We start from the raw sequence: 20,188 nt of genomic DNA, 5'->3' as shown, positions 1-20,188 counted from the left end.
CGTTCCCTCACTCGGGTCGGGCAGAAGGAGAAGGAGAAGTCGTGGACGAGGCGGCGGAGTCCGGGCCGGACGGGTCCGGTGCCGACACCTCTGCCTCCACCGTACGCACCTCGTCCACCCGCCATGGCTCGTCCTTGCCCGAACGAGCCAGCTTCACGTAGACCGTGGCCTGGGGGCCGGTCCCGGTCCAGCCGTCGCGGCCGTGTGCCGTGCCGTCGACGAAGAGGGCGCGGTAGGCGTCCCGCGAGGAGTCGGACGGTGCGTCGCCGTCGTCGTCCTGTTCCACCTCGACGGTGGTCCACGCCTCGTGCGCGGCCCAGGAGTTCCACTGGTCGCCCGCGCCGCTCGCGGGGCGGTACGAGCGCTCGGCCTTCGCCTTGGCGGCGGTGAACCAGCGGGCGGAGCGCAGTACGGCGTCGTGCGGGCCGGTGTCGTACTTCGTGTCGTGGCCGTACGCGACCTCGACCCAGGCCTCGGCGACGGCGGTCGCGTCCGTGTCGTCGACACCGCTGGGACTCGGGACGTGCGCGTCCGGGCCGAGGCGTTTACCGGACGGCAGGGGCGCCTTGGGCGTGAAGGGCGGTTCGGACGAGGCCGTGGTGCCGGCCGCCGTCTCGCGGTGATCCTCCAGGCCGCATGCGGCGAGAACCGCCACGCCGGTCACCGTCGCGAGCGCGACCGCGCCCGCCCTGCGAGCCCTGCCGAGTACCCCGGTCCCGGTCGCGGTCGCGTACAGCCCGGGGCGCTCGTCACGCCCCCCGCGCCCGCCGCGCGCATCGCGCATCACGTTCACCCTCGTCCCCCTCCTCACCTCAGTGTCCTTCCTCGCCCATCGCGTCGTCCACGCGGGCCGCGTCGTCCACGCGGAGCGCCGCGTCCCCATCACCCTCGTCATCGCTACAGCCCCAACCACGGCGCCGGGTTCACGTACGCGCCGTTCTGCATCACCTCGAAGTGGAGGTGTGCGCCCGTCGAGTAACCCGTCGAGCCGACCAGGCCGACCCGTTGGCCGACCTTCACCTTGTCGCCGGCCTGAACACTGAGGCCGCGCAGCATGTGGTTGTAGGTCGTGGAGACACGGTCGCCGTTGATGGTGCCGTGGGAGATGACGACGCGGTTGCCGTAGCCGTTGGTCCAGCCCGCGAAGGTGACCTCGCCGTCGCGGGCGGCGAGGACCGGCTTGCCCTCGGCCACGCCGAAGTCGGTGCCGGTGTGCAGTTTGCGGACCCCGAGTATGGGGTGCATGCGCCAGCCGTAGGGGGAGGTCACGGGCGGGTTGCCGGAGAGCGGCAGCGCCATCTCCCTGCCGTCCGGGAGCTTGCCCGGTGGGTCGTCCACCGACTCGTACTTGGCGATGAGGGACTTGATGCGGACGACGTAGTTCTGGGTCTCGGTGTAGGGCGGGATGCCGCCGTACTGCCGCACGGCGCCCGGGCCGGCGTTGTACGCGGCGAGCGCCAGGTCGAGGGTCTCGCCGGTCGCCTGGCCCCGGTCCTTGTAGCCCTGGACCTGCTTGGCGAGGGCGCAGTCGTAGCGGCCCTGAGCCATGATCGCGTCGCCGGGGTCGTACGGGGATATGCGGCCGTTGCCGTCGTCGTCCTTGCTCCAGCTCGGCCAGGTCCCGGGCATGAACTGGCTCAACCCCTCGGCGCCGACCGGGGACTTGGCGTTCGGGTTCCAGCCCGACTCGGCCTCGATCTGCGCGGCGATCACGGCCGGCTTGATGACGTCGCACATGGCGCCCGCCTTGAGCACCCAGGGCACGTACTCCGCCGGGACCTGGCCCGACTTGAGGCCACCGCCGACCCCCTGCTCCTCGGCCTCGGCCTCGCTGCCCCCGCTCACCGCGACCATCATCACCACCGGCATCATCACCGCCGCCACGCAGCCGCCGACGACCCAGGTCGTGACGGACCCTCCCCCGTTGGACATCTGCTCCCCTCAGCGTCGAAGCGGCGAAGTTCAGTCATGTTCCTGCCACTTGAGTCCAGTCGGACGAGTCTCGCCGCTCACCCTCGTTCCGTGCGTCACCAGCGCGTCACAGGCTCGTCGCAGGAACTCACGTCCCGATTCCCAAGCCGCCCGCACGCCGTGAAGATCGGGGGTGGGCGGCCTCGCCGGACGCGGATCCGGCGGCGAGCACCGCGCCGGAGTGCGACGGGCACGCCGGACTCAGGAAGACTGCTGTGAGCGGATTGCTGTGATCAGCGGTGGAAACGGGGAGTGGTGGAGAGCGGTGATGCGGTGATGCAGCCGGGCACAGGACAGGCGGCGGCCGGGCCGGAGATCTGGGTGCGTGGGCCGGTCGTGGAACCGGAGGCACGGCCGCAGGACCCGCCGCCCCGGGCGGCCGCGAGCGCGCGGCGGTTCTCCTGGGTCGCCACGCACGGAGGCGCCGGGTCCACCACCCTCGCGACGGTCTTCGGCGGCCATGACACGGGCCGCAACTGGCCGCGCCCCGAACACGGCGAACCGGCATCGGTGCTCCTGGTGGGGCGCACGCACGCCGCCGGGCTCGACGCGGTCTCGCACACCCTGGACATCTTCCGCCGGGGCGACGCGCCGCCGGGGCTCGACCTCGACGCGATCGTGCTGGTCGCGGACGCGCCCGGCCGGCTGCCCCGGCAGCTCGTCCAGCGCGTGAAGGTGATCGGTTCCGTCATAGACGTCTACCGCGTGCCCTGGGTGCCCGCCTGGCGCACCGGCGATCTCACCGGACCGCCGCCGCGGGAGAGCGCGGCGCTGGCCCGTCTGACCGGGAGGACCCCATGAGCAGCACCCTGTACGCCGCCGCCACAACGCTGGCCGCACCTCCGGCGGTGGTCACCAACGAGCTGAACTACGTGCTGAACATCCTCGCCTGGCTGGTCACCGCGGCCGGTGTGTGCGGGCTGCTGATCGTCGGCTCGCGGATGGCCGTCTCGCTGCGGTCCGGGGAGGGCGACGAGCATCTCACCCAGTTCGCCATGGTCATGGGCGCCTGCATCATCGGCGCGACGGCGGGGCCGATCGTCGGATTCGTGCTGTAGGGAGAGGGTGGGCAGGACAGGACAGCGGCCCGTCGGTTCCTCGGAACCGACGGGCCGCTGTCGTACCTGAACCGCCCTGAACCGCCCTGAACCGCCTCGGGACGAAGGGTGATCGCGAACACCGATGACGAACACCCTTACGAGCCCCACCCTTCCTGTGGACCGAGCGGGAGTGAGCCCGTTCAGCCGCGCACCCCGAACGGTCCTGGGCGAACGGGTCCCCGGTGTACTCGACGCCGGTGTACTCGACCCCGGCGTACTCGACCCCGGGTGGTGGCGACACGCATCCTGTGCGTGGTCCTGGCCCGGGAGGCCCCCGCGGCCGGAGGCCGCCGATGGACACGGTCCTGCGCGACCTGGCCAGAAGCCAGAAGGAGGGTGCGGCCAGAGGCGACGGAGAGGCCCCGAACCATCACACCGGTGGAAACAGGGGCCCCGCACGCTGACGCTGCACCCGGCGTCCCGGGTCGCACAGCCACGCCAACCCGAACGGCCCAGGACACCGCAAGCCCGGAAACCGGCCATCACACGACCGAGCCAATTCGACCTCGTACGCACTCCTTGGCAAGCAACTCCATACCCCCTCACCGCAGGTCCCGGCCTTCCTGACGGCACATCACTGTCCCGGACATGACGAGAGCTTCCCGTCTGTCACGAGCACGTCACCGACAGGTGCTGGATCACTACATCGCTTGGTTTCGGCTCACAGGAGTCGCCAAGCTCACAGGGCGACCGGGAACCCGGGGACCTCACACCGGCCCCGAAAGCATCCCAATGTCCCATCCGCTCACATCAGTTGACGTCGGACCGCCGCCCACGGCGGACCGATCGAGACAACGGGGAGAAACCACATGCTGCACGCGATGGCCGCCAAGGCGCATCAGTCCCTCTACCTGGCCGACGGCACGGTCCCCAACCCCAACCGCGACGCCCCCGCCGAACTCACCGGCAAGGTCGACACCGTGCTCGGCATCGTCGCCTGGGCCGGCACCGCCGCGGGCGTCGCCGGTGTGCTGATCACCGGCGCGATGATGGCGATCTCCATGCGCCGGGGCGAGGGCTCGGAGCACATGGGCCGACTCGGCATGGTCCTCGGCGGCTGCGTCCTGGTCGCCACCGCCGGCCCGCTCGTGAACTTCGTCTTCTAGCCGACCGAGCACGTCGAAAGGGGGAGCGACGATGCTGAACTCCGGCCGGCCCCAAGGGGGCAGCGGAGAATGGGAGCAGCCGTTCTGGCAGCAGCGGGGCTGGATCCTGTCGGCCGGGTTCCTGGTGGTGCTGCTCGTCCTCGCGGTCCTCTTCGCGGTGACGGGCGACGGCGGCGAGGGGTCGGCCGGTTCTTCCGGCGATCCGAACCCGGAGCCGACCTCGACCTCGGCGTCGAAGTCGTCGGACGGCAAGGGGACTTCGGACGCCCGGCCCGCCGGCTGCCGCACCGACGACCGTGACCAGGCCAAGCCCACCGGGGCGCCGCGCGACTTCCACTGGAAGGCCAACGGCACCGGTCTGGTCCCGGTCTCGAAGGCGGCGGGCCCGCTGAAGTACGACGGACCGGTCTGGTCCTGCTTCGCGCACACCCCGCTGGGGGCCGTCATGGCCGCCCACTCCATCACCGACCACCTCAGCTACGACGGCTGGCGCAAGGTCGTCGACCGGCAGGTCGTGCCGGGCGCGGGCCGCGACGCACTGATCGCCAGCCGCTCCCAGGAGGCCGACAAGTCCACCACTGGCTCGCCGGACGCCGGTGGCTACGCCGGCTTCACGGTCCTGTCGTACGACGAGACGCAGGCGACCGTGATGGTCCTGGTGCGCGGCATGGGCGACGGCGGCTTCGGCTCCGCCTCGGTGACCGTGCGCTGGCAGGACGGCGACTGGAAGCTCTCCCCCGACCCGGACGGCACGGTGTACAGCGGTGTGTCGCAGGTGAGCGGCACCGACGGCTTCGTCACCTGGGAGGCGTGAGATGGCCTGCTCCTGGAAGATCTACGACTGTCTCATCGAAGAGGGCGGAAAACAGTTCACCGAGGGTGCCGTGGTCGTCTTCGCCAAGGCGATCGGCGACGGCGCGGCGGAGGTGCTCAAGGCGCTGAACGGCGTCTGGCTGAACATCGACGTGAAGGACCCGTCGGGAAACGGCGGCGGCCACGGGCAGGCCACCTCGGCCAGTCCCATCGGGCAGATCACCGCGGAGATCAACTGGATCGTCGCCTACGTGGCGGTGGCCTCGTTGCTGCTCGCCGCCATCCGGATGGCCGTGGACCGCAAGGGCCAGCCGATGAAACAGGCGTTCATGGGGATGTGGAAGGTCATCCTCGTCGGTGCCGCCTCCGTCCCCGTGGTCACGGCCCTCATGACGGCGTCGGACGCCTACGCCAAGGACGTGTACGCGAGAGCCGACCTCGGTGACAAGGCCGCCGAGATGCTGGGCGTGCTGACGCTCAACCAGCCGGGCCTGGTGCTGATCTTCGGTCTGCTGGTGATGCTGTCGAGCTTCGTGCAGATCGTGCTGATGTACATCCGCATCGGTGTCCTGATCATGCTGGTCGGCACGCTGCCGCTGGCCGCTGTCTCCTCGATGACCGGGTGGGGCGAGGGCTGGTGGAAGAAGCACATCGGCTGGCTCGCGGCCTGGCTGCTGTACAAGCCGGCGGCGGCCCTGATCATCTACTCGGCCACCTCGATGACCAAGGACACCAAGGACCTGAACCAGGTCATCGCGGGCATGGGCATGCTGATCATGGCTGTGTTCGCCCTGCCCGCCCTGCTCAAGCTGATCGTCCCCGCCACGGCCGCCCTGGGCGGCACCTCCGGCGGCACGGTCGCGCTGGGCGCCGCCAACAACATGGCCTCCGGCGCGGTCAGCATCGCGGGCGGCGCCGCCGGCGGGGGCGGAGGCGGTGGCGGAGGCGGTGGCTCCGCGGGTCCGCAGGGCTCGCCCTCCGCCGGCGCGGGTTCCTCCGCGGGCGGGGCCGGTGGCGCCGGCGCGGCGGCCGGTACAGCCGCCGCGGGTGCGGCCACGGCGGGCGCGGCCGTCGCGGTCCAGGCCGCCGCGGTCGTCGTGCAGACGGGCATGCAGGCGGCGTCCGAGGTCGCCGGCTCCCTCGACGACAACGACGGGATGAAGGGCCACAACCAGTAGCCCCCAAGCCCCTGGAAAGGGGCCGCAGGCCCTCTTTCCAGGGGCGCGGGGCTGTATCCATCTGCGGCTCCGCCGCGTGGGCGGGATCAGCCCCCACTCACCCGCGGCTGCCATCCGACACAGAACCACCGAGCTCGTAGGCACTCAGAACCAGCGACCTCAGCCGGAAGAAGGAACCCCATGTCCACCGACGCCCTCACGCGTCCCACCTACGGAAACTGGCGCAGACCCCGCCGTCCCGGCCTCGGCCCGCTGGGCCTGCTCGGCACCGTCGTAGCCTTCGGCGGACTCCTGGTCGCACTGCTCGCCTCGCTGGTCTCGCTGACGGCCGCGATCCTCGTCCTCATCCCCCTCGGCCTCTTCCTCGCCCCGCTCGCGCTGCGCACGGTGGACGGCCGCAACATCTACCAGGTGGCCGCGGTGCGTATCGGTTGGCTCAGGCGCAAGGCGAACGGCTCGACCACATACGTCTCCGGCCCGCTCTCCAAGCGTCCCGGCGGCCGCTACCACCCACCGGGCCTGCTCGCCCGCACCAGGATGTACGAGGGCCGCGACGCCTACAACCGCGCCTTCGGCGTCCTCCACCACCCCGGCCGCAACCTCTCCACGGTGGTCCTGGCCTGCGAGCCGGACGGCGGTTCGCTGGTCGACCCCGAGCAGGTCGACATCTGGGTGGCGTCGTGGGGCGACTGGCTCGCCCGGCTCTCGCACGAGCCGGGCCTGCGCGGCGCCCAGGTCGTCGTGGAGACCGCGCCGGACACCGGGACCCGGCTGGCCGCCGAGGTCCTGCCGCGCATCGCGCCGGACGCCCCGGCCGCGGCCCGCGCGGTCATGGAGGAGGTCGTCGCGCGCTACCCCTCCGCCTCCTCCGAGATGCACACGTACATCGCCCTCACCTACGGCCCCACCGGCGGCCCCAAGCGGGACGTCCAGGACGTCATCACCGACCTGTCGATGCGGCTGCCCGGCCTGCTGTCGGGCCTGGTCGCGGCGGGCGGCGGCTCCGCCTATCCACTGTCCGCCGAGCGGCTCGCCGAGGTCGTACGGGTGGCGTACGACCCCGCAGTCGCCCCCGATGTGCTGAGCGCGCGGGCCGAGCACTCCACGACCGGCCTGGACTGGGCGGACGCGGGCCCGGCGGCCGCCGTGGAGTCGGTGCAGGCGTACAAGCACGACTCGGGTGTCTCGCGGACGTGGATGCTGACGCTGGCGCCGCGCGGCACGGTCCGGTCCAGCGTGCTGCGGGGCCTGCTGGAGCCGGCGTCGGGCACGCGCCGCAAGCGGGTCTCGCTGGTCTACCGCCCGATCGACCCGGCGACCTCCGCCCGCATCGTCGAGGCCGACCGGCGCACCGCGCACTTCATGGCGGGCTCGAAGCGGGGGCTGGTCCAGGCGCGGGCCAGTTCCGAGATGCAGGCGGCGGAGCAGACCGCGGCCGAGGAGGCGGCGGGCGCCGGGCTCGTGGAGTTCTCACTGATGATGACGGTCACCGTGGACAGCGAGGAGCAGCTGCCGGACGCGGCGATCACCGTACGCAACCTCCAGGCGTCCTCCCGTGTCCTGATGCGCCCCGCCGACCGTATGCAGGCCTCGGCGTTCACCTGCACGCTCCCCGTCGGCCTGCTGCCGTGGGAGCACACCCTCGTTCCGTACCAGATCAGGGAGGCGCTGTGAGCAAGCGCGCTGCCGTACGTCCTCAGACCGCGCCCCCGCGTGGGTGGTTCGGCCCCGGCGGCGGCCAGGTCGGTCATGTCGACCCGCCCGCCCTGTGGCGGGCGACGACGGTCCAGGCGTGCGGTCTGTGGCCCTTCGCGGCGGGCTCCGGCGCCCCCATGACCGGGGTGCCGCTTGGCCAGCACCTGCACACGGGTGCCACCGTCTGCGGCGACCCCATCTCCTGGTTCACCCGCGCCCGTTACATCTCCAACCCGTCCCTCTTCATGCTCGGCATGCCCGGCCTCGGCAAGTCCACGCTGGTCAACCGGATGCTGATCGGCATGTGCGCGACCGGTGTCACCCCGCTGGTCCTCGGCGACCTCAAGCCGGACTACGCCGACACCGTACGGGCGCTCGGCGGCCAGGTGATCTCCATCGGGCGCGGGGTGGGCGGCATCAACGTCCTCGACCCCGGTGCGATGGGCGAGGCGGCGCTCCGGATCGGCGGCGAGCGGGGCCGGATCCTGGCGGCGGAGGCGCACGGCCGGGTGCTGAACATGGTCGCGGCGCTCATCACCATCGTCCGGGGCCGCCCGATGGACGACCACGAGCAGTCGGTGCTGTCCGCGTGCCTGCACCATCTGACGGAACGTGCGAAGCCGGGGCGTGCCCCGCTGCTGCCCGACCTGCTGAAGGTGCTGGACGAGGGCCCGGACCGGGTCCGCGCGGTCACCCTGGACCGCGGCGATGTGGCGCGCTACCAGGAGGCGGTGGACCCGCTCCACCGTTCGCTGCTGGGCGTCCTGGACGGCCCGCTGGGCGGCACCTTCGCCTCCGAGACCTCCACCCGCATCAACCCGGCCGCGCCCGCCGTCTGCGTCGACATCTCCCGCATCGGTGAGGCGGACACGCAGCTCACGGCCGCGGCGATGCTGGCGGCGTGGTCGGACGGCCTCGGCACGGTCGCGGCGGCCCACGCCCTCGCGGACGCGGGCCTGGCTCCGCAGCGCTGGTTCTTCACGGTCCTCGACGAACTCTGGCGCCCCCTGCGCGCCGCCTCCGGCATCGTCGAACGCATCGACGCGCTCACCCGCCTCAACCGCTCCCTCGGCCTCGGCGACGCGAAGATCACGCACACCCTGAAGGACGCGGAGGCGCTGGGCAGCGCGGCCGACCGGGCGAAGGCGCGCGGCTTCGTGGAGCGGGCCGGGATGGTCGTGTGCGCCGGCCTCCCCCGTACGGAGATGAAGGAACTCGGCGAGATCGTCGGCCTGTCGGAGCGCGAGATCGACCTTGTGTCGTCCTGGTCGTCCCCGCCCGGCTGGGCCAGCACGGGCGGCAACGAGGAACCGCCGGGCCGTGGGCGCTTCCTGATCAAGGTGGGCGGACGGCCGGGGATCCCGATCAAGGTGTCGATCACGGACACGGAGAGGGAGTTGCACAACACGAACACGAGGTGGACGCCGAAGCCGACGCTTTCGAAGACCGGGCGCCCGTGAGCTCGGGGGTGCGGGTGCGGGTGCAGGTGCAGGTGCGGGTGCAGGTGCGTCGGCGGGTGCGGGTCGGTGGGGCTTCTCGCGCAGTTCCCCGCGCCCCCGAAGACGAAAAGCACGGGGCGCAGCCCCTGCTTTTCGAGGGGCGCGGGGAACTGCGCGAGCAACCACACACCACCCGCACCCGCCGACGCACCCGCACCCCCGAACCATGAGGCGCCGTCCAAGGGGGTCGAAGGGGCACCGCCCTTGGGGGATGGGACGGGCAGGGGCGGCGGGGGCGAGAAAACATCCATCAGCTGACGGGGGACATCGAATGGCCGCACGCAAGCAACAGCACACCACCGGCGACGACCTGCTGCCCTGGATCATCCCCGGCGCCGCCCTGCTCATCGGCACCCTCTTCCTCGGCGCCTGGCTCGGCGGCACCCTGGCCGCAGCCCTCACCGGCGCCGGCTGGGACCCACCCCCCTTCACCCTGGCCACGATGAAGACCCTCGTCACGGACGGCCCGACAGCCGTCTGGCCGACGACGTCACCCGGCGCGGTCGCCACCGGCACGGGCACGGTCTTCGGCGCCACCCTCACCCTGCTCGTCACCCCCGTCGTACTCATCCGCCGCCGGGGCCGCAGGCCCACCGGTCTGGCCGGCCGCCGCGAACTCTCCGGCCTCCTCCCGAAGGGCGCCACCGCCAGGGCCCGCCGACTCCGCCCGTCCCTGGCGAAGTCGGGCAGGCTCTCGCCGGACGACACGGGCAACCTCCTCGGCGACCTGGAACCCGGCGGCCCCGAACTCCGCAGCAGCTACGAGGACGTGGAGCTGGACCTGATGGCACCGCGGGCCGGCAAGTCCACCGGCATCGCCGTCCCGCGAGTCCTGCGGGCCCGCGGGAGTGTGCTGCTGACCTCGAACAAGGCGGACGTGTACAGCGTGACCCGCGCGGAGCGCGAACGGGCGGGCACCGTCTGGACGTTCGACCCGCAGGGCATCGCGCACACGGCGCGCGGCCTGTGGTGGGACATGCTCGCCGACGCGGCCACCATCGAGGGCGCCCGCCGCCTCGCCGGCCACTTCGTCGGTGCGGTCAACGACGACGCGTCGAAGCGCGACTTCTGGATCTCGGCGGCCCAGAACACGCTCACCGCCCTGTTCCACGCGGCCAACCGGGGCGAGCGGCAGGTGGACGAGGTGCTGGCCTGGCTGGCGGACCCGGCCGACCGTACGCCGGTCGACCTGCTCCGCGACGCGGGCATGGCGGCCCTCGCCGACCAGCTCCAGGGCACCGTCCAGGGCGCGGTCGAGACCCGGGACGGCATCTACGAGACGGCCCGCCAGTGCGTGGCGTGCCTGCTCGATCCGGCGATCGCGGCCTGGGTGAGCCGGGACCCTGACCTGCCGCAGTTCCTGCCCGAGCGGCACGCGCTGTCGTCCGACACGCTCTATCTGCTCTCCAAGGACGGCGGCGGCTCGGCGGCCGGTGTCATCGCCGCGTGCGCGGACTCCGTTCTGCGCGCCGGAGTCGTGGCGGCCGAGCGGACGGGCGGGCGCCTGGACCCGCCGATGACGGCCGTGCTGGACGAGGCGGCCAACGTCTGCCGAATCTCCGACCTGCCCGACCTCTACTCCCACTTCGGCTCGCGCGGCATCAACGTCGTGACCCTGCTGCAGAGTTACCGCCAGGGCACGCGGGTGTGGGGCGAGGCCGGGATGGACGCGCTGTGGAGCGCCGCCACCATCAAGCTGCTCGGCGCGGGCCTCGACGACGCGGACTTCGTCGAGAAGGTCTCACGACTGGTCGGCGAGCACGACGTGTCGACGGTGAGCTACTCCCGCGGCAGGGACGGGCGTTCCCGCTCCACCTCGTACCGCCTCGAACGCATCCTCCCCGCCGACCGCATCCGCGCCCTCCCCAAGGGCACCGCCCTCCTCCTCGCCACCGGCGTCAGGCCCGCCCTGGTCCGCCTGCGCCCCTGGTACGCCGAACCCGGCGCCGACCGCATCGCCCTCGCCGCCCGTGCCGAGGTCAAGGCCATCACGGCGAGGGCGGCGGAGGGGATCGTCCGATGAGGCCGCGCGTGTCCCCGCAGGTGATGGAGAGGCCCTACGAAGAGAGCACCCGATGACCACCATCTTCGAACAGCACGGCCCGGCACAGCCGCTCCCCGCCGCCCCGCCGTTCATCCTCTACCTCGACGGCGCCGAGTACGCCGAGGAGATGCACGCTCTGGCCGTGTGGGTCGGGGACCTGCTCCTGCCGGTCTACGGCCGCGAGGTCACCTCGCAGCAGCCCTGGTGCCCGCGCTGGTGGGAGCACCTGGAGGCGGTGGCGCGTCTGCACGCCCTGTGGCTGGCCTGGCAGGAACTCACCGACCCCACGGCTGGCACGTCGGGCCCGGCGGTGTGGCACCGCGACCACCTCGGCCCCGTCCTGGCCGAACTCCGCTCCCCCGCCGGCCCGTTCGCGGGCTGCAAGGCGGGCGCCCACCGCGCGAAGCAACCGCCGGCCGTGGAGCCGTACGGGGCGGGGACCTGAGCCGACGGGTACGTGGGCCGACGGGTACGTGGGCCGACGGGGACCTGAGCCGACGGGGACCTGAGCCGACGGGGACCTGAGCCGACGGGTACGTCGGCGGACGGAGCCCCGGCCGGGTGGCCCCCTACCCTTGACCGACGCGCAGCCGATCACAAGGCGGCCACCAGCGGAAACGGATCGAAAAGTCGTCGTCCGCGGCCGACAGGAGAGAGACAACCATGGACAACTCGACCCTCCGGTACTTCGAGGACGTCGTCGACTGGCGCCACCGCCGGGCGGGCCGGGCGCACACCCTGGTGCGGGCGGTGCACTCGACCGTCACCGGGCGGGCGGTCGCGGTCGTGTCCGAGCTGGCGAGCAACCCCGACGACCGGGGCATCACCGACGACTTCGGCAGCGTCGCCGACGCCGTACTGCCCGCCCTGCGCCGGGCGTTCGGCACGGAGCCCGCCGAGGTCCTGTGGATCGCCCACTTCGGCGCGTTCTCGTACCACGACCCGACCGGACCGGAGTCCTTCACCCTGATCACCCTCACGCCGGGCCCGGACGGGCACACCGACGACCTGTCGGGCGACCGGACGTTCACCGCCCGGGACGTGGAGGAACTCCTCGGCCGCGAGCTCGAACCGGTCGGCCGGGTGCTCGCCCGGATCGACCACGAAGCGACACGGGGGTGAGCCGCGGATGACCGAGCATGTGTCGGGGCGTGACGTACTGCGCCGGGCCAAGGAGTTGTACGCCCCCTACCGGGACGCCGTGGCCCCGACGGGACAGCGGGTGGCGATCATCCGCTTCCGGCCCGCGGAGAACGATCCGGCGGAGTGGAAGGTGAAACTGGAGGCGTCGAAGGTCTCCGCCGAGCAGAAGGTGAAGAGCTTCGAGCACCTGGGCTTCCGGGCGGACCATGTGGTGATGCCGCCGGGCACCACGCGTGCACAGTTCGCCGAAGCACTGGAGCGCGCCAACCGGGACCCCGCGACCCGGGCGATCATCGTGCAGTTCCCGCCGCCGGCCCATCTCCAGCCACTCGTACAGCGGATGGACCCCGCCAAGGACATCGACGCGCTCACCAAGGGCCGCTCCCCGTACACCGCGTGCGCCACGGCCGAGGGCATCTGCCGGGTCGTGGAACCGTTCGCCCAGGACGACCCGCTGATCGCGGTCGTGGGCGGCAAGGGGTTCGTCGGGCAGGGCGTCGTCACAACCCTGCGCGAACAGGGCCATCGGCTCATGGAACTCGACGCCGGAGACGACCTCCGGCGGGTACGCGACGCCGACATCGTCGTCTCCGTCACCGGCAACCCCGGCATCCTCGGCCCCGACCATCTCCGTCCCCATCACCGGCTCGTCGTCGACTCCGGGTTCGTACCGCAGGCGGACGGCACCGTGAAAGGTGACGTCCAGCGGGCGGCCTATGACATCCCACAGCACCTCACCCCCGTCCCCGGCGGCATCGGCCCGGTCGAGATGGCCACGCTCATGGAACGCGTCGTCCGCCGCGAGGTGGACCCCGACGCCCCTTCCTGGAAGGTCGAGCCCCGCCCCTACCTGACCAGGGAGCAACTGACCCAGCCGTCCCCGGAGACGACACGAGCGCCGATGGCGGCGGCCCGGACGGCGGCACCGACGTCGACAGCCGACGAGCGGCAGGGGCCCGGGCGAGGGCAGGGGTCAGAGCCCGGGCGAGGGCCGACGAGTCTTCGGGGAGCTGCCGGGCAGCGGTCCACAACCGGCCCGGGAGGGGCGGGACAGCAGCCCACGACCGGCCGGACGGCGGCAGGGCAGCACACCCCTGCCTCCGGCAATCCGGTCGCGGACGCCGCCCGGCGCCGTACCGGCGGCGGTGGCAGCGGGGCCGGCGGGGTCGGTCCCACTGCGGCCGGGCCCACTGCCGGGCCGTCCGCACCGGCCCGCGCACAGATCCCCTACCCGCCGAAACCGCCCACGCCGGGCGGACCGGGCCGCTGACGCACCGTGGAGAAGTCCGAGCCTTCCTGGAAGTCCGACAAGCCCGAGAAGTTCGACACACCCCATAAGTCCCATGAGTCACATGAGTCACATGGGTCGGATGGGTCACATGGGTCGGATGATCCGAATAGGCCGAATAGGCCCGCCGACCCCAAGAAAGCCATGCAGCCGCACGCCTCACCACCGCCCGACACCCCGTCACCCGAGTGCCCCTCTCCCGCTCCCCTCCCTCCCGGCTCTCCGCCGCCCTGCCTCCTCACCCCCGGCTCCCTTCCTCCCGCCTTCCATCCACCTGGCGGTCTGCCGCGCCTCTCGGCCGAGCAGATCGCCGCAGCCGTCCAAGCGGGTGAGACGACGGCCGTCGACGTCGTCGCGGCGGCCCTCGCCAGGATCGAGCAGGCCGAGCCCACGCTCCACGCGTTCGTCGAGGTGTGGGCGGAGGAGGCGTTGCGGCGGGCGGCGGAGGTCGACGCGCAGGTCGCCGCAGGCGTACGGCTGCCGTTGGCCGGGGTGCCGATCGGAGTGAAGGGGCGGGCCGGGCTGCGGGCGGCGGCGGCGCGAGCGCTGGTCGCGGCCGGGTGCGTCCCCGTGGGGGCGACCTCCGTGCCCGGCCCCGGCACCCCCTGGCAGACCTGGGGCCTCGGGGCCGGCGGCCGCACCGTCAACCCCTGGCGGGCCGACCGGACACCGGGCGGCTCCTCCGCCGGGTCCGCGGCGGCGGTCGCCGCAGGTCTGGTGCCGATGGCGACCGGCACGGACGGTGCCGGGTCGGTACGGATCCCGGCCGCCTGGTGCGGCGTCGTCGGCCTGAAGACCACGAACGGACGCCTGCCCTCCCCCGACCGCACCGGCCTCGCGGCGGCCGGTGTCCTCACCCGCTACGCGTCGGACGCGGCAGCGTACTGGCGCTGTGTGACGGAGGCGGGAGACGCGCAGAGCTCAGGAGACAGGGGAGGCGGCGGCACGAAGCACGACGGGTCGGAGCAGCCGTACGCAGCGGAGCAGCCGTGCTCGGCAGGGAAGGCGGGGACGGCAGGCACGACGCGAGCAGTTGGGGCGGCTGAAGTGACACAAGCGGCCGACGGTGTGTCTCCCCCCGTCGCCGTCTGGTCGGCCGACCTCGGCTTCGCCGACACGGACCCCGAGCCCGCCGCGATCGCCCACGGCGCCGCACTCCGCCTCATGGACGCCGGTCTCGTACGGCTTACGGGGCTTACAGGGCTTACAGGGCTCGTGCGGCCGCCGGTGCGCCAGGCGCACCCGCCCGTCCACCGGGGCACCCCTCCCTCGCAGGCGGCGAGCCCGCCCGACGCGCAGCCGGGTCCGCCCGCGCCGCATCCGCTTCCGCATCCGCATCCGCTCCGCCTGGAGGACCCCGCGCCGGCCTGGCTCGCCCTCCGCGCCGCACCGACCCCCGACGCCCGCCCGGCACCCGGGGTCCACCCGGCCCCCCTCCGGGCCGCTCAGGAACTCCGCGCCGAGAACGACCGGCGGCTCGCCGCCGTCTTCGCCGGGGTGGACCTGATTCTCACCCCCTCCACACCCAACGCGCCCCACGGTCACGACGGCCCAGGTGACCGCTACTCCACGGCTCTGACCTGGGCGTTCAACCTCAGCGGGCATCCCGCCATGAGCATCCCGGCCGGCTTCGACTCCGACGGCTGCCCGGTCGGTCTGCAGCTGGTGGCGCGGCACGGCGACGAGGCCCTGTTGCTGCGTGTGGCGGAGGCCGCCGAAACCGTCCGGAAGTATCCCGCCCCAGAAACGGAGACCCCGGCATGAGATGGACCGTCCACGGCGAACGCACCCTCCACGACACCCCATGGGTCCGGCTGCACTCACTGGACGTCGAGCGGCCCGACGGCACCCGTGGCGAGTACCACGTGGTCCGGCTGCGGGACCTCGCCGTCACCGCGGCCGTGGACGACCGCCGACGGGTCCTGATGATGTGGCGCCACCGCTTCGTCACGGACACCTGGGCCTGGGAGCTGCCCATGGGTCTGGTCGAGGACGGGGAGCGGCCGGAGGAGGCGGCGGCGCGGGAGCTGGAGGAGGAGACGGGGTGGCGGCCGGGGTCGCTGCGGGAACTGCTCTACGCCCAGCCTGCGGCCGGGATCACCGACACCCAGCACTTCGTGTTCCGCACGGACGACGCCCGGCGTATCGGCGAGCCCACGGAACAGAACGAGTCGGACCGCCTGGAGTGGATCCCCCTGACCGACGTGCCCGGCCTGATCAGCCGCCGGGAGATCGTCAGCAGCGCCACCCTCGTCGGCGTCATGGCCCTGCTGCTGGACAGCTCCGCCGGGACATCCGTACCGGGTCGGTGACCGGGTGTCAGACCCCTGGTCTAGGGTGATCAATCGCCAGGGATTACGGGCTACTTGTGTACGGGGAACGTGCGCGCGGAGAACGTGGCACGGGGAACGGGGATGATGGACACGACAGGGAGAGGAAGCCCCGTCGACTGGGCCGCCTCCGGCGCGGTGGGCCCGAACGTGGCGTACCGCAATCAGACACTGCAGTACCGGGACGTCGAGCTGAGCTTCGACGAGTCCGTGGAGTTCAGGACCGTCAGACAGCTGTGGTTCCAGGCGGCCGTGGCGTCCTTCCTGGTCTTCTTCGTCCTCGGCCTGCTGCCGGCCCTCCTGGCCGGCGACGTCGACGCCGTCAGCCCCGGCCTGATCTTGTCGATCATCGCCTTCTGGCTGGTCTTCCTGCTGGTCCGGCAGAACGAGCCGATCTCGGAGTGGAAGACGCTCCTGGAGGACAAGGCCGCGGCCTCCTCCTCCGCGTACGCGACGATCTACGGCGCGTTGACCAGCCGCCGGATCCCCGTCAGCGCCGTTCCCGCCCGGATCCGCAGCGACATCGCGCCGGAGGTCGTGCACAACCGACTGGTCGTCACCAGCGGCCGGTACGTGGCCTACGTGACCGTCTTCGCCTACGGCACCAGCCTCTACGTCGGCTGGACGATGTGGCGCAGCCGCTCCGGCGCCGTGGTGATCGGGCACTTCGTGAAGGATGTCGTCGGCTCGATGCTGAACCGCACGGGCAGCCTCAACCAGATGCTGCGCACCGACCGACCGCGCGCCATGCGGGAAGCGGTGCACTCGGCCGCCCGTGAAGGTGTGGAGATCGCGATCCAGGGCATCGAGGTGCCCCTGGCCTCGACCTTCGGCCAGGAGCCCCCGGTCCAGTCGGCCCCGGTCCCGGCAGCCCCGCCCGGGCCTCCTGCCCCGCCGGTGTACCCGGCGTCGGCGCAGCCCACGCCCGGGTATCCGCCGGCGGGTCCGACGGGTCACATACCCACGGCACCGCCGGCACCGCCCGTCGCCCCGCACGCCCCGCTGGACCCGAACGGGCAGCGCTGGAACGGGAGTTGAGCGCCACCGACCGGGCGGCGACCGGCGTGCTGACCGTGTCCGACGGGACGACCGTCTGGGCCTGGACGGCGGTACGCGTCAACGCCGCGGCCGATCTCACCGAGACCCGGGAGTACGCGGATCTCGCGGAGGACGACCGCCGGATCAAGGCGGTCGCCGCCGAGACTGCCTGGCTGACCGGCCAGTGGGGCACGGCACACGGTGAGCGCGTCGAGCTGCGCTACCTCAGCGATCCGGCGGAGCGAGGCATCACCTGCGCCCTGCTCGGCCGCGTCTCGGCGACCACACCCGACCGGGCGGAGGCGGCCGCGCTCGTGCTGCGCGCCCGGCTGGCCGCGCTGCCCCGTCATGTGCACGCGACCCCGGTCGAGGACCCGGCCGAGGTGGCACGGCTGCTGACCCCGTTCACGCCCGAGCCCGTCGCGGGTGTGGCCGAGATCCGCAAGCGGTACCGCACCGGGGTGCCCAACCGTCCCGACGCGGGAGTGCGGTACTACCTGTCGCCCCAGCCGTTCACCGCGTCGGCGCCGCCGTGGGACGCGCTGTGGCGAGCGCTGGCCGAGCACCCGTACCCGGTGATGCTGACGATCGGCCTGGAGCCGTACGTCGTACCGGACGACCTCGGACCGCTGCTGCACCGCGTCGCCACGCAGTACGGCCGGCTCGGCACCCCGGGCCAGGTGCCGGACGGCCTGTGGTCGCCGGGCGCCCAGCTCGCCCCGGACGCCTTCGCGGTGGACGCCTCCCGGGTGTACGCCGACGCCGCGCGCCGCTACACCGGCCGCGCCTTCCGCATCCGGATCGCCCTGGCCTCGCCCGCGAGGCTGCCCGAGTCGCTGGCCGAGCTGGCCGGAGCGACGTTGTCCCCGCAGGAACGGGCACGTGAGGAGGGAGTGCTGACGGAGACGTTCAGCGGTCCGGCGCACAGCGTGGCCTGGCCCGGCCCCGGTGAACTTCCTGCCGCCTGGCAGGGGTTGACCACCCTGGAACACGGACGCTGGGGCGGCGACCACTGCTGGCGGCTGCCCGAGCCGCTCTCGCCACAGCTGCGGCTGGTCGCGGAACTGGTGGACGCCCGCGAGGCGGGGGCGGCGTTCCGGCTGCCACTGGCGGTGAACGGCCACATGACCGGTTTCCCGGTTCGGCGTCCCGGGTTGGCGGGCGAGACCGCGTACCGCGCGGACGGTCCCGCGATCTCCTTGGGCCGCCAGCTCGTCCACGACAGCCCGGCCGGACCTCTGGGCATCGGGCTGGACGATCTCACCCGGCACGCCCTGTTCGTCGGGACCACCGGTTCGGGCAAGACGAACACGACGCTGGCGTTCTGCGAGCAGTTGTGGCGCGACCACCGGGTACCGTTCCTCGTCATCGAGCCGGTCAACTCCGAGCTGGACGACTACCGCTGGCTGGCCACCCGGCCCGGGTTCGAGGACCTCGTGGTGCTCACCGTGGGCGACGAGACCACGGCTCCACTGCGCCTGAACCCCTTCGAGGTTCCGGCCGGGGTGCGCATCAGCACCCATGTGGCCGGGCTGCTGGCCTGCTTCGACGCGGCGTTCGGCCTGTGGGACCCGCTGCCGAACATCTACAACCGGGCGCTGCGGGCCACATATGCGCGCAAGGGCGTAGTGCCGACGGACATCGCGGGCCCCGACCACGAGTGGCCCACGCTGCGTGATTTCATCGCCGAGATGCGCCGGGAGTGCGAGCGGCTGGACTACTCCGGCGAGGTGCGGGACAACATCGTGGCCGCGTCCCGGCTGCGGGCCGAGTCGCTGGCCGAGGGCGCCTGCGGCAGCACGCTGGACGTGACGCGTTCATACCCGGTGGCGGAACTGCTGCGCCGCCCGCTGGTCCTGGAACTGGCGGCGATCGGCGACAACGAGAAGGAACAGTCGCTCGTGACCGCCCTGATCCTCCAGACGATGACCGAGCACTACAAGGCGAACCGCCCGGGCGGCTCGCTCTCCCACGTCACCGTGATCGAGGAGGCACACCGCCTGCTCGGCCGGCCGGTCGCCCAGTCCGGTGACGCGAAGGAGGGCAACGCCCAGGCCCGGGCGGCTCAGGCCTTCGCCAACACCCTCGCCGAGAACCGCAAGTACGGCGAGGGTGTCGTCATCGTCGAGCAGGTTCCCGGCAAGCTCGTCGAGGACGCGTACAAGAACACCAACCTCAAGGTCATGCACCGGCTGCCCGCCGCCGCCGATCGTGAGCTGATCGGCGGCACCATGCGCTTCTCCCCGGACCAGGAGCGCTACGCGGCCACCCTGGAGCCCTTCCACGCCTTCGCCCACCACGACCGCCTCGACCGCCCGGCTCTGATCACGGTGCCCGACGTCCGCGCGGCGGCGGCCCGGGAGGCGGGCGTGGACCGGGCCCCCTTGGCCACCTCCCCTCAACTGGCCTCCCGCTTTCGCGATTTCGCGGCGGAGGTGACGCCGGTGTCCGACGCTCTGTCCCCCTTTCCCGACTGCGACGGCTGTGCCCACCGCTGTGCGTTCCGCTCCCGCGCGAGTACCGCGGTCTGGCCCGAGCACGCGAAGGATCTCAAGGAGCGGGTCGCCCGGTACCCCAAGTCCAAGCCTGAGCAGTCGGCCTGGTGGAGCGGCACGGCGGAGTGGGTCGCCGAGCTGGCGGACACGGTCCCCCTCCGGGACCCCGCTCCGGACGCCCTGCGCGACTACCGAGCCTGCGTCTTCATCCACCTGGCCCGCGCCGCCTGGCAACGCAAGACCCTCGCGTGGGTCCGCCTCTACCGCACCCACACCAACCCCGGGCCATCCTCATGACCGACCGCCCCACAGAACAGCCACCACCCCCGGAGACAACCCCGCCCCCGACGGAAGCGCCGGACCCGACAGGGGAACCGACAGAGGCCCCGGACGCAACGGAAGCCCCGGAACCGTCGGAGGCACCAGAACCGCCGGAAGCCCCCGAACCGCTGGAGCCACCACAACCGGCCGAAGCCCCAGAACCACTG

17 protein-coding genes are annotated in these 20,188 nt (G+C 72.5%); 15 read left to right on the top strand and 2 right to left on the bottom strand.

Annotation, left to right across the window (positions count from 1 at the left end):
- Positions 1-7: 7 nt before the first annotated feature.
- Positions 8-784, bottom strand: a complete 777-nt coding sequence (locus OG858_RS27685) for a hypothetical protein (protein ID WP_256960624.1) — start codon at positions 782-784, stop codon at positions 8-10.
- A 113-nt stretch (positions 785-897) separates the two neighbouring features.
- Positions 898-1,932, bottom strand: coding sequence for a peptidoglycan DD-metalloendopeptidase family protein (locus OG858_RS27680; RefSeq protein WP_086749893.1), 1,035 nt, complete (start codon positions 1,930-1,932; stop codon positions 898-900).
- 291 nt (positions 1,933-2,223) lie between these two features.
- Here OG858_RS27680 and OG858_RS27675 point away from each other — a divergent pair, with 291 nt between their 5' ends.
- The 15 genes from OG858_RS27675 to OG858_RS27605 all read left to right on the top strand — a co-directional run bounded on the left by OG858_RS27675 (position 2,224) and on the right by OG858_RS27605 (position 19,997).
- Positions 2,224-2,772: a DUF6668 family protein gene (locus OG858_RS27675; protein ID WP_086749892.1), complete on the top strand. Its 549-nt coding sequence runs from the start codon at positions 2,224-2,226 to the stop codon at positions 2,770-2,772.
- Positions 2,769-3,029, top strand: a complete 261-nt coding sequence (locus OG858_RS27670; RefSeq protein WP_086749891.1) for a hypothetical protein — start codon at positions 2,769-2,771, stop codon at positions 3,027-3,029. The genes OG858_RS27675 and OG858_RS27670 overlap by 4 nt, the downstream gene beginning before the upstream one ends.
- Before the next feature lie 851 nt (positions 3,030-3,880).
- The gene (locus tag OG858_RS27665) at positions 3,881-4,177 is read left to right on the top strand and encodes a hypothetical protein (RefSeq protein ID WP_037693804.1); all 297 of its coding nucleotides are present in this window, start codon (positions 3,881-3,883) and stop codon (positions 4,175-4,177) included.
- Positions 4,178-4,208: 31 nt separating this feature from the next.
- Entirely contained in the window at positions 4,209-4,991 is a 783-nt protein-coding gene (locus OG858_RS27660) for a hypothetical protein (RefSeq protein WP_086749890.1), read from the top strand.
- Between the two features lies 1 nt (position 4,992).
- Positions 4,993-6,168 (top strand): hypothetical protein, encoded by a 1,176-nt coding sequence (locus OG858_RS27655; protein WP_086749889.1) that lies wholly within the window; start codon positions 4,993-4,995, stop codon positions 6,166-6,168.
- Positions 6,169-6,348: 180 nt separating this feature from the next.
- Positions 6,349-7,842 carry an SCO6880 family protein gene (locus tag OG858_RS27650; protein ID WP_319066321.1) on the top strand — a complete coding sequence of 498 codons (1,494 nt, stop codon included), beginning with the start codon at positions 6,349-6,351 and terminating at the stop codon, positions 7,840-7,842.
- Positions 7,839-9,323 carry an ATP/GTP-binding protein gene (locus OG858_RS27645; RefSeq protein ID WP_319066323.1) on the top strand — a complete coding sequence of 495 codons (1,485 nt, stop codon included), beginning with the start codon at positions 7,839-7,841 and terminating at the stop codon, positions 9,321-9,323. Before OG858_RS27650 ends, OG858_RS27645 begins: the two co-directional genes overlap by 4 nt.
- Before the next feature lie 310 nt (positions 9,324-9,633).
- Complete coding sequence (locus OG858_RS27640; protein ID WP_319066325.1) at positions 9,634-11,385, top strand: TraM recognition domain-containing protein; 1,752 nt, start codon at positions 9,634-9,636, stop codon at positions 11,383-11,385.
- Between the two features lie 52 nt (positions 11,386-11,437).
- Complete coding sequence (locus OG858_RS27635; protein WP_319268043.1) at positions 11,438-11,851, top strand: DUF4913 domain-containing protein; 414 nt, start codon at positions 11,438-11,440, stop codon at positions 11,849-11,851.
- Between the two features lie 218 nt (positions 11,852-12,069).
- On the top strand, positions 12,070-12,528 hold the full coding sequence (locus tag OG858_RS27630) for a hypothetical protein (RefSeq protein ID WP_319321671.1): 459 nt from the start codon (positions 12,070-12,072) through the stop codon (positions 12,526-12,528).
- A 7-nt stretch (positions 12,529-12,535) separates the two neighbouring features.
- A complete protein-coding gene (locus OG858_RS27625) occupies positions 12,536-13,819 on the top strand; it encodes a tetrahydrofolate dehydrogenase/cyclohydrolase catalytic domain-containing protein (RefSeq protein ID WP_319321668.1) in 1,284 nt (427 codons plus the stop codon).
- A gap of 162 nt (positions 13,820-13,981) precedes the next feature.
- On the top strand, positions 13,982-15,601 hold the full coding sequence (locus tag OG858_RS27620) for an amidase (protein WP_328544314.1): 1,620 nt from the start codon (positions 13,982-13,984) through the stop codon (positions 15,599-15,601).
- The gene (locus OG858_RS27615; protein WP_328544315.1) at positions 15,598-16,149 is read left to right on the top strand and encodes an NUDIX domain-containing protein; all 552 of its coding nucleotides are present in this window, start codon (positions 15,598-15,600) and stop codon (positions 16,147-16,149) included. The genes OG858_RS27620 and OG858_RS27615 overlap by 4 nt, the downstream gene beginning before the upstream one ends.
- 102 nt (positions 16,150-16,251) lie before the next feature.
- A complete protein-coding gene (locus OG858_RS27610; protein WP_086753660.1) occupies positions 16,252-17,205 on the top strand; it encodes a hypothetical protein in 954 nt (317 codons plus the stop codon).
- Positions 17,202-19,997: an ATP-binding protein gene (locus tag OG858_RS27605; RefSeq protein WP_328544316.1), complete on the top strand. Its 2,796-nt coding sequence runs from the start codon at positions 17,202-17,204 to the stop codon at positions 19,995-19,997. Before OG858_RS27610 ends, OG858_RS27605 begins: the two co-directional genes overlap by 4 nt.
- Positions 19,998-20,188: the final 191 nt, after the last annotated feature.

Origin of the sequence: Streptomyces europaeiscabiei, from assembly GCF_036346855.1 — a bacterium.
Classification (GTDB): Bacteria; Actinomycetota; Actinomycetes; order Streptomycetales; family Streptomycetaceae; genus Streptomyces; species Streptomyces europaeiscabiei.
The sequence above is the reverse complement of the archived record's forward strand: the minus strand, read 5'-3'. Positions and strand labels throughout refer to the sequence as shown.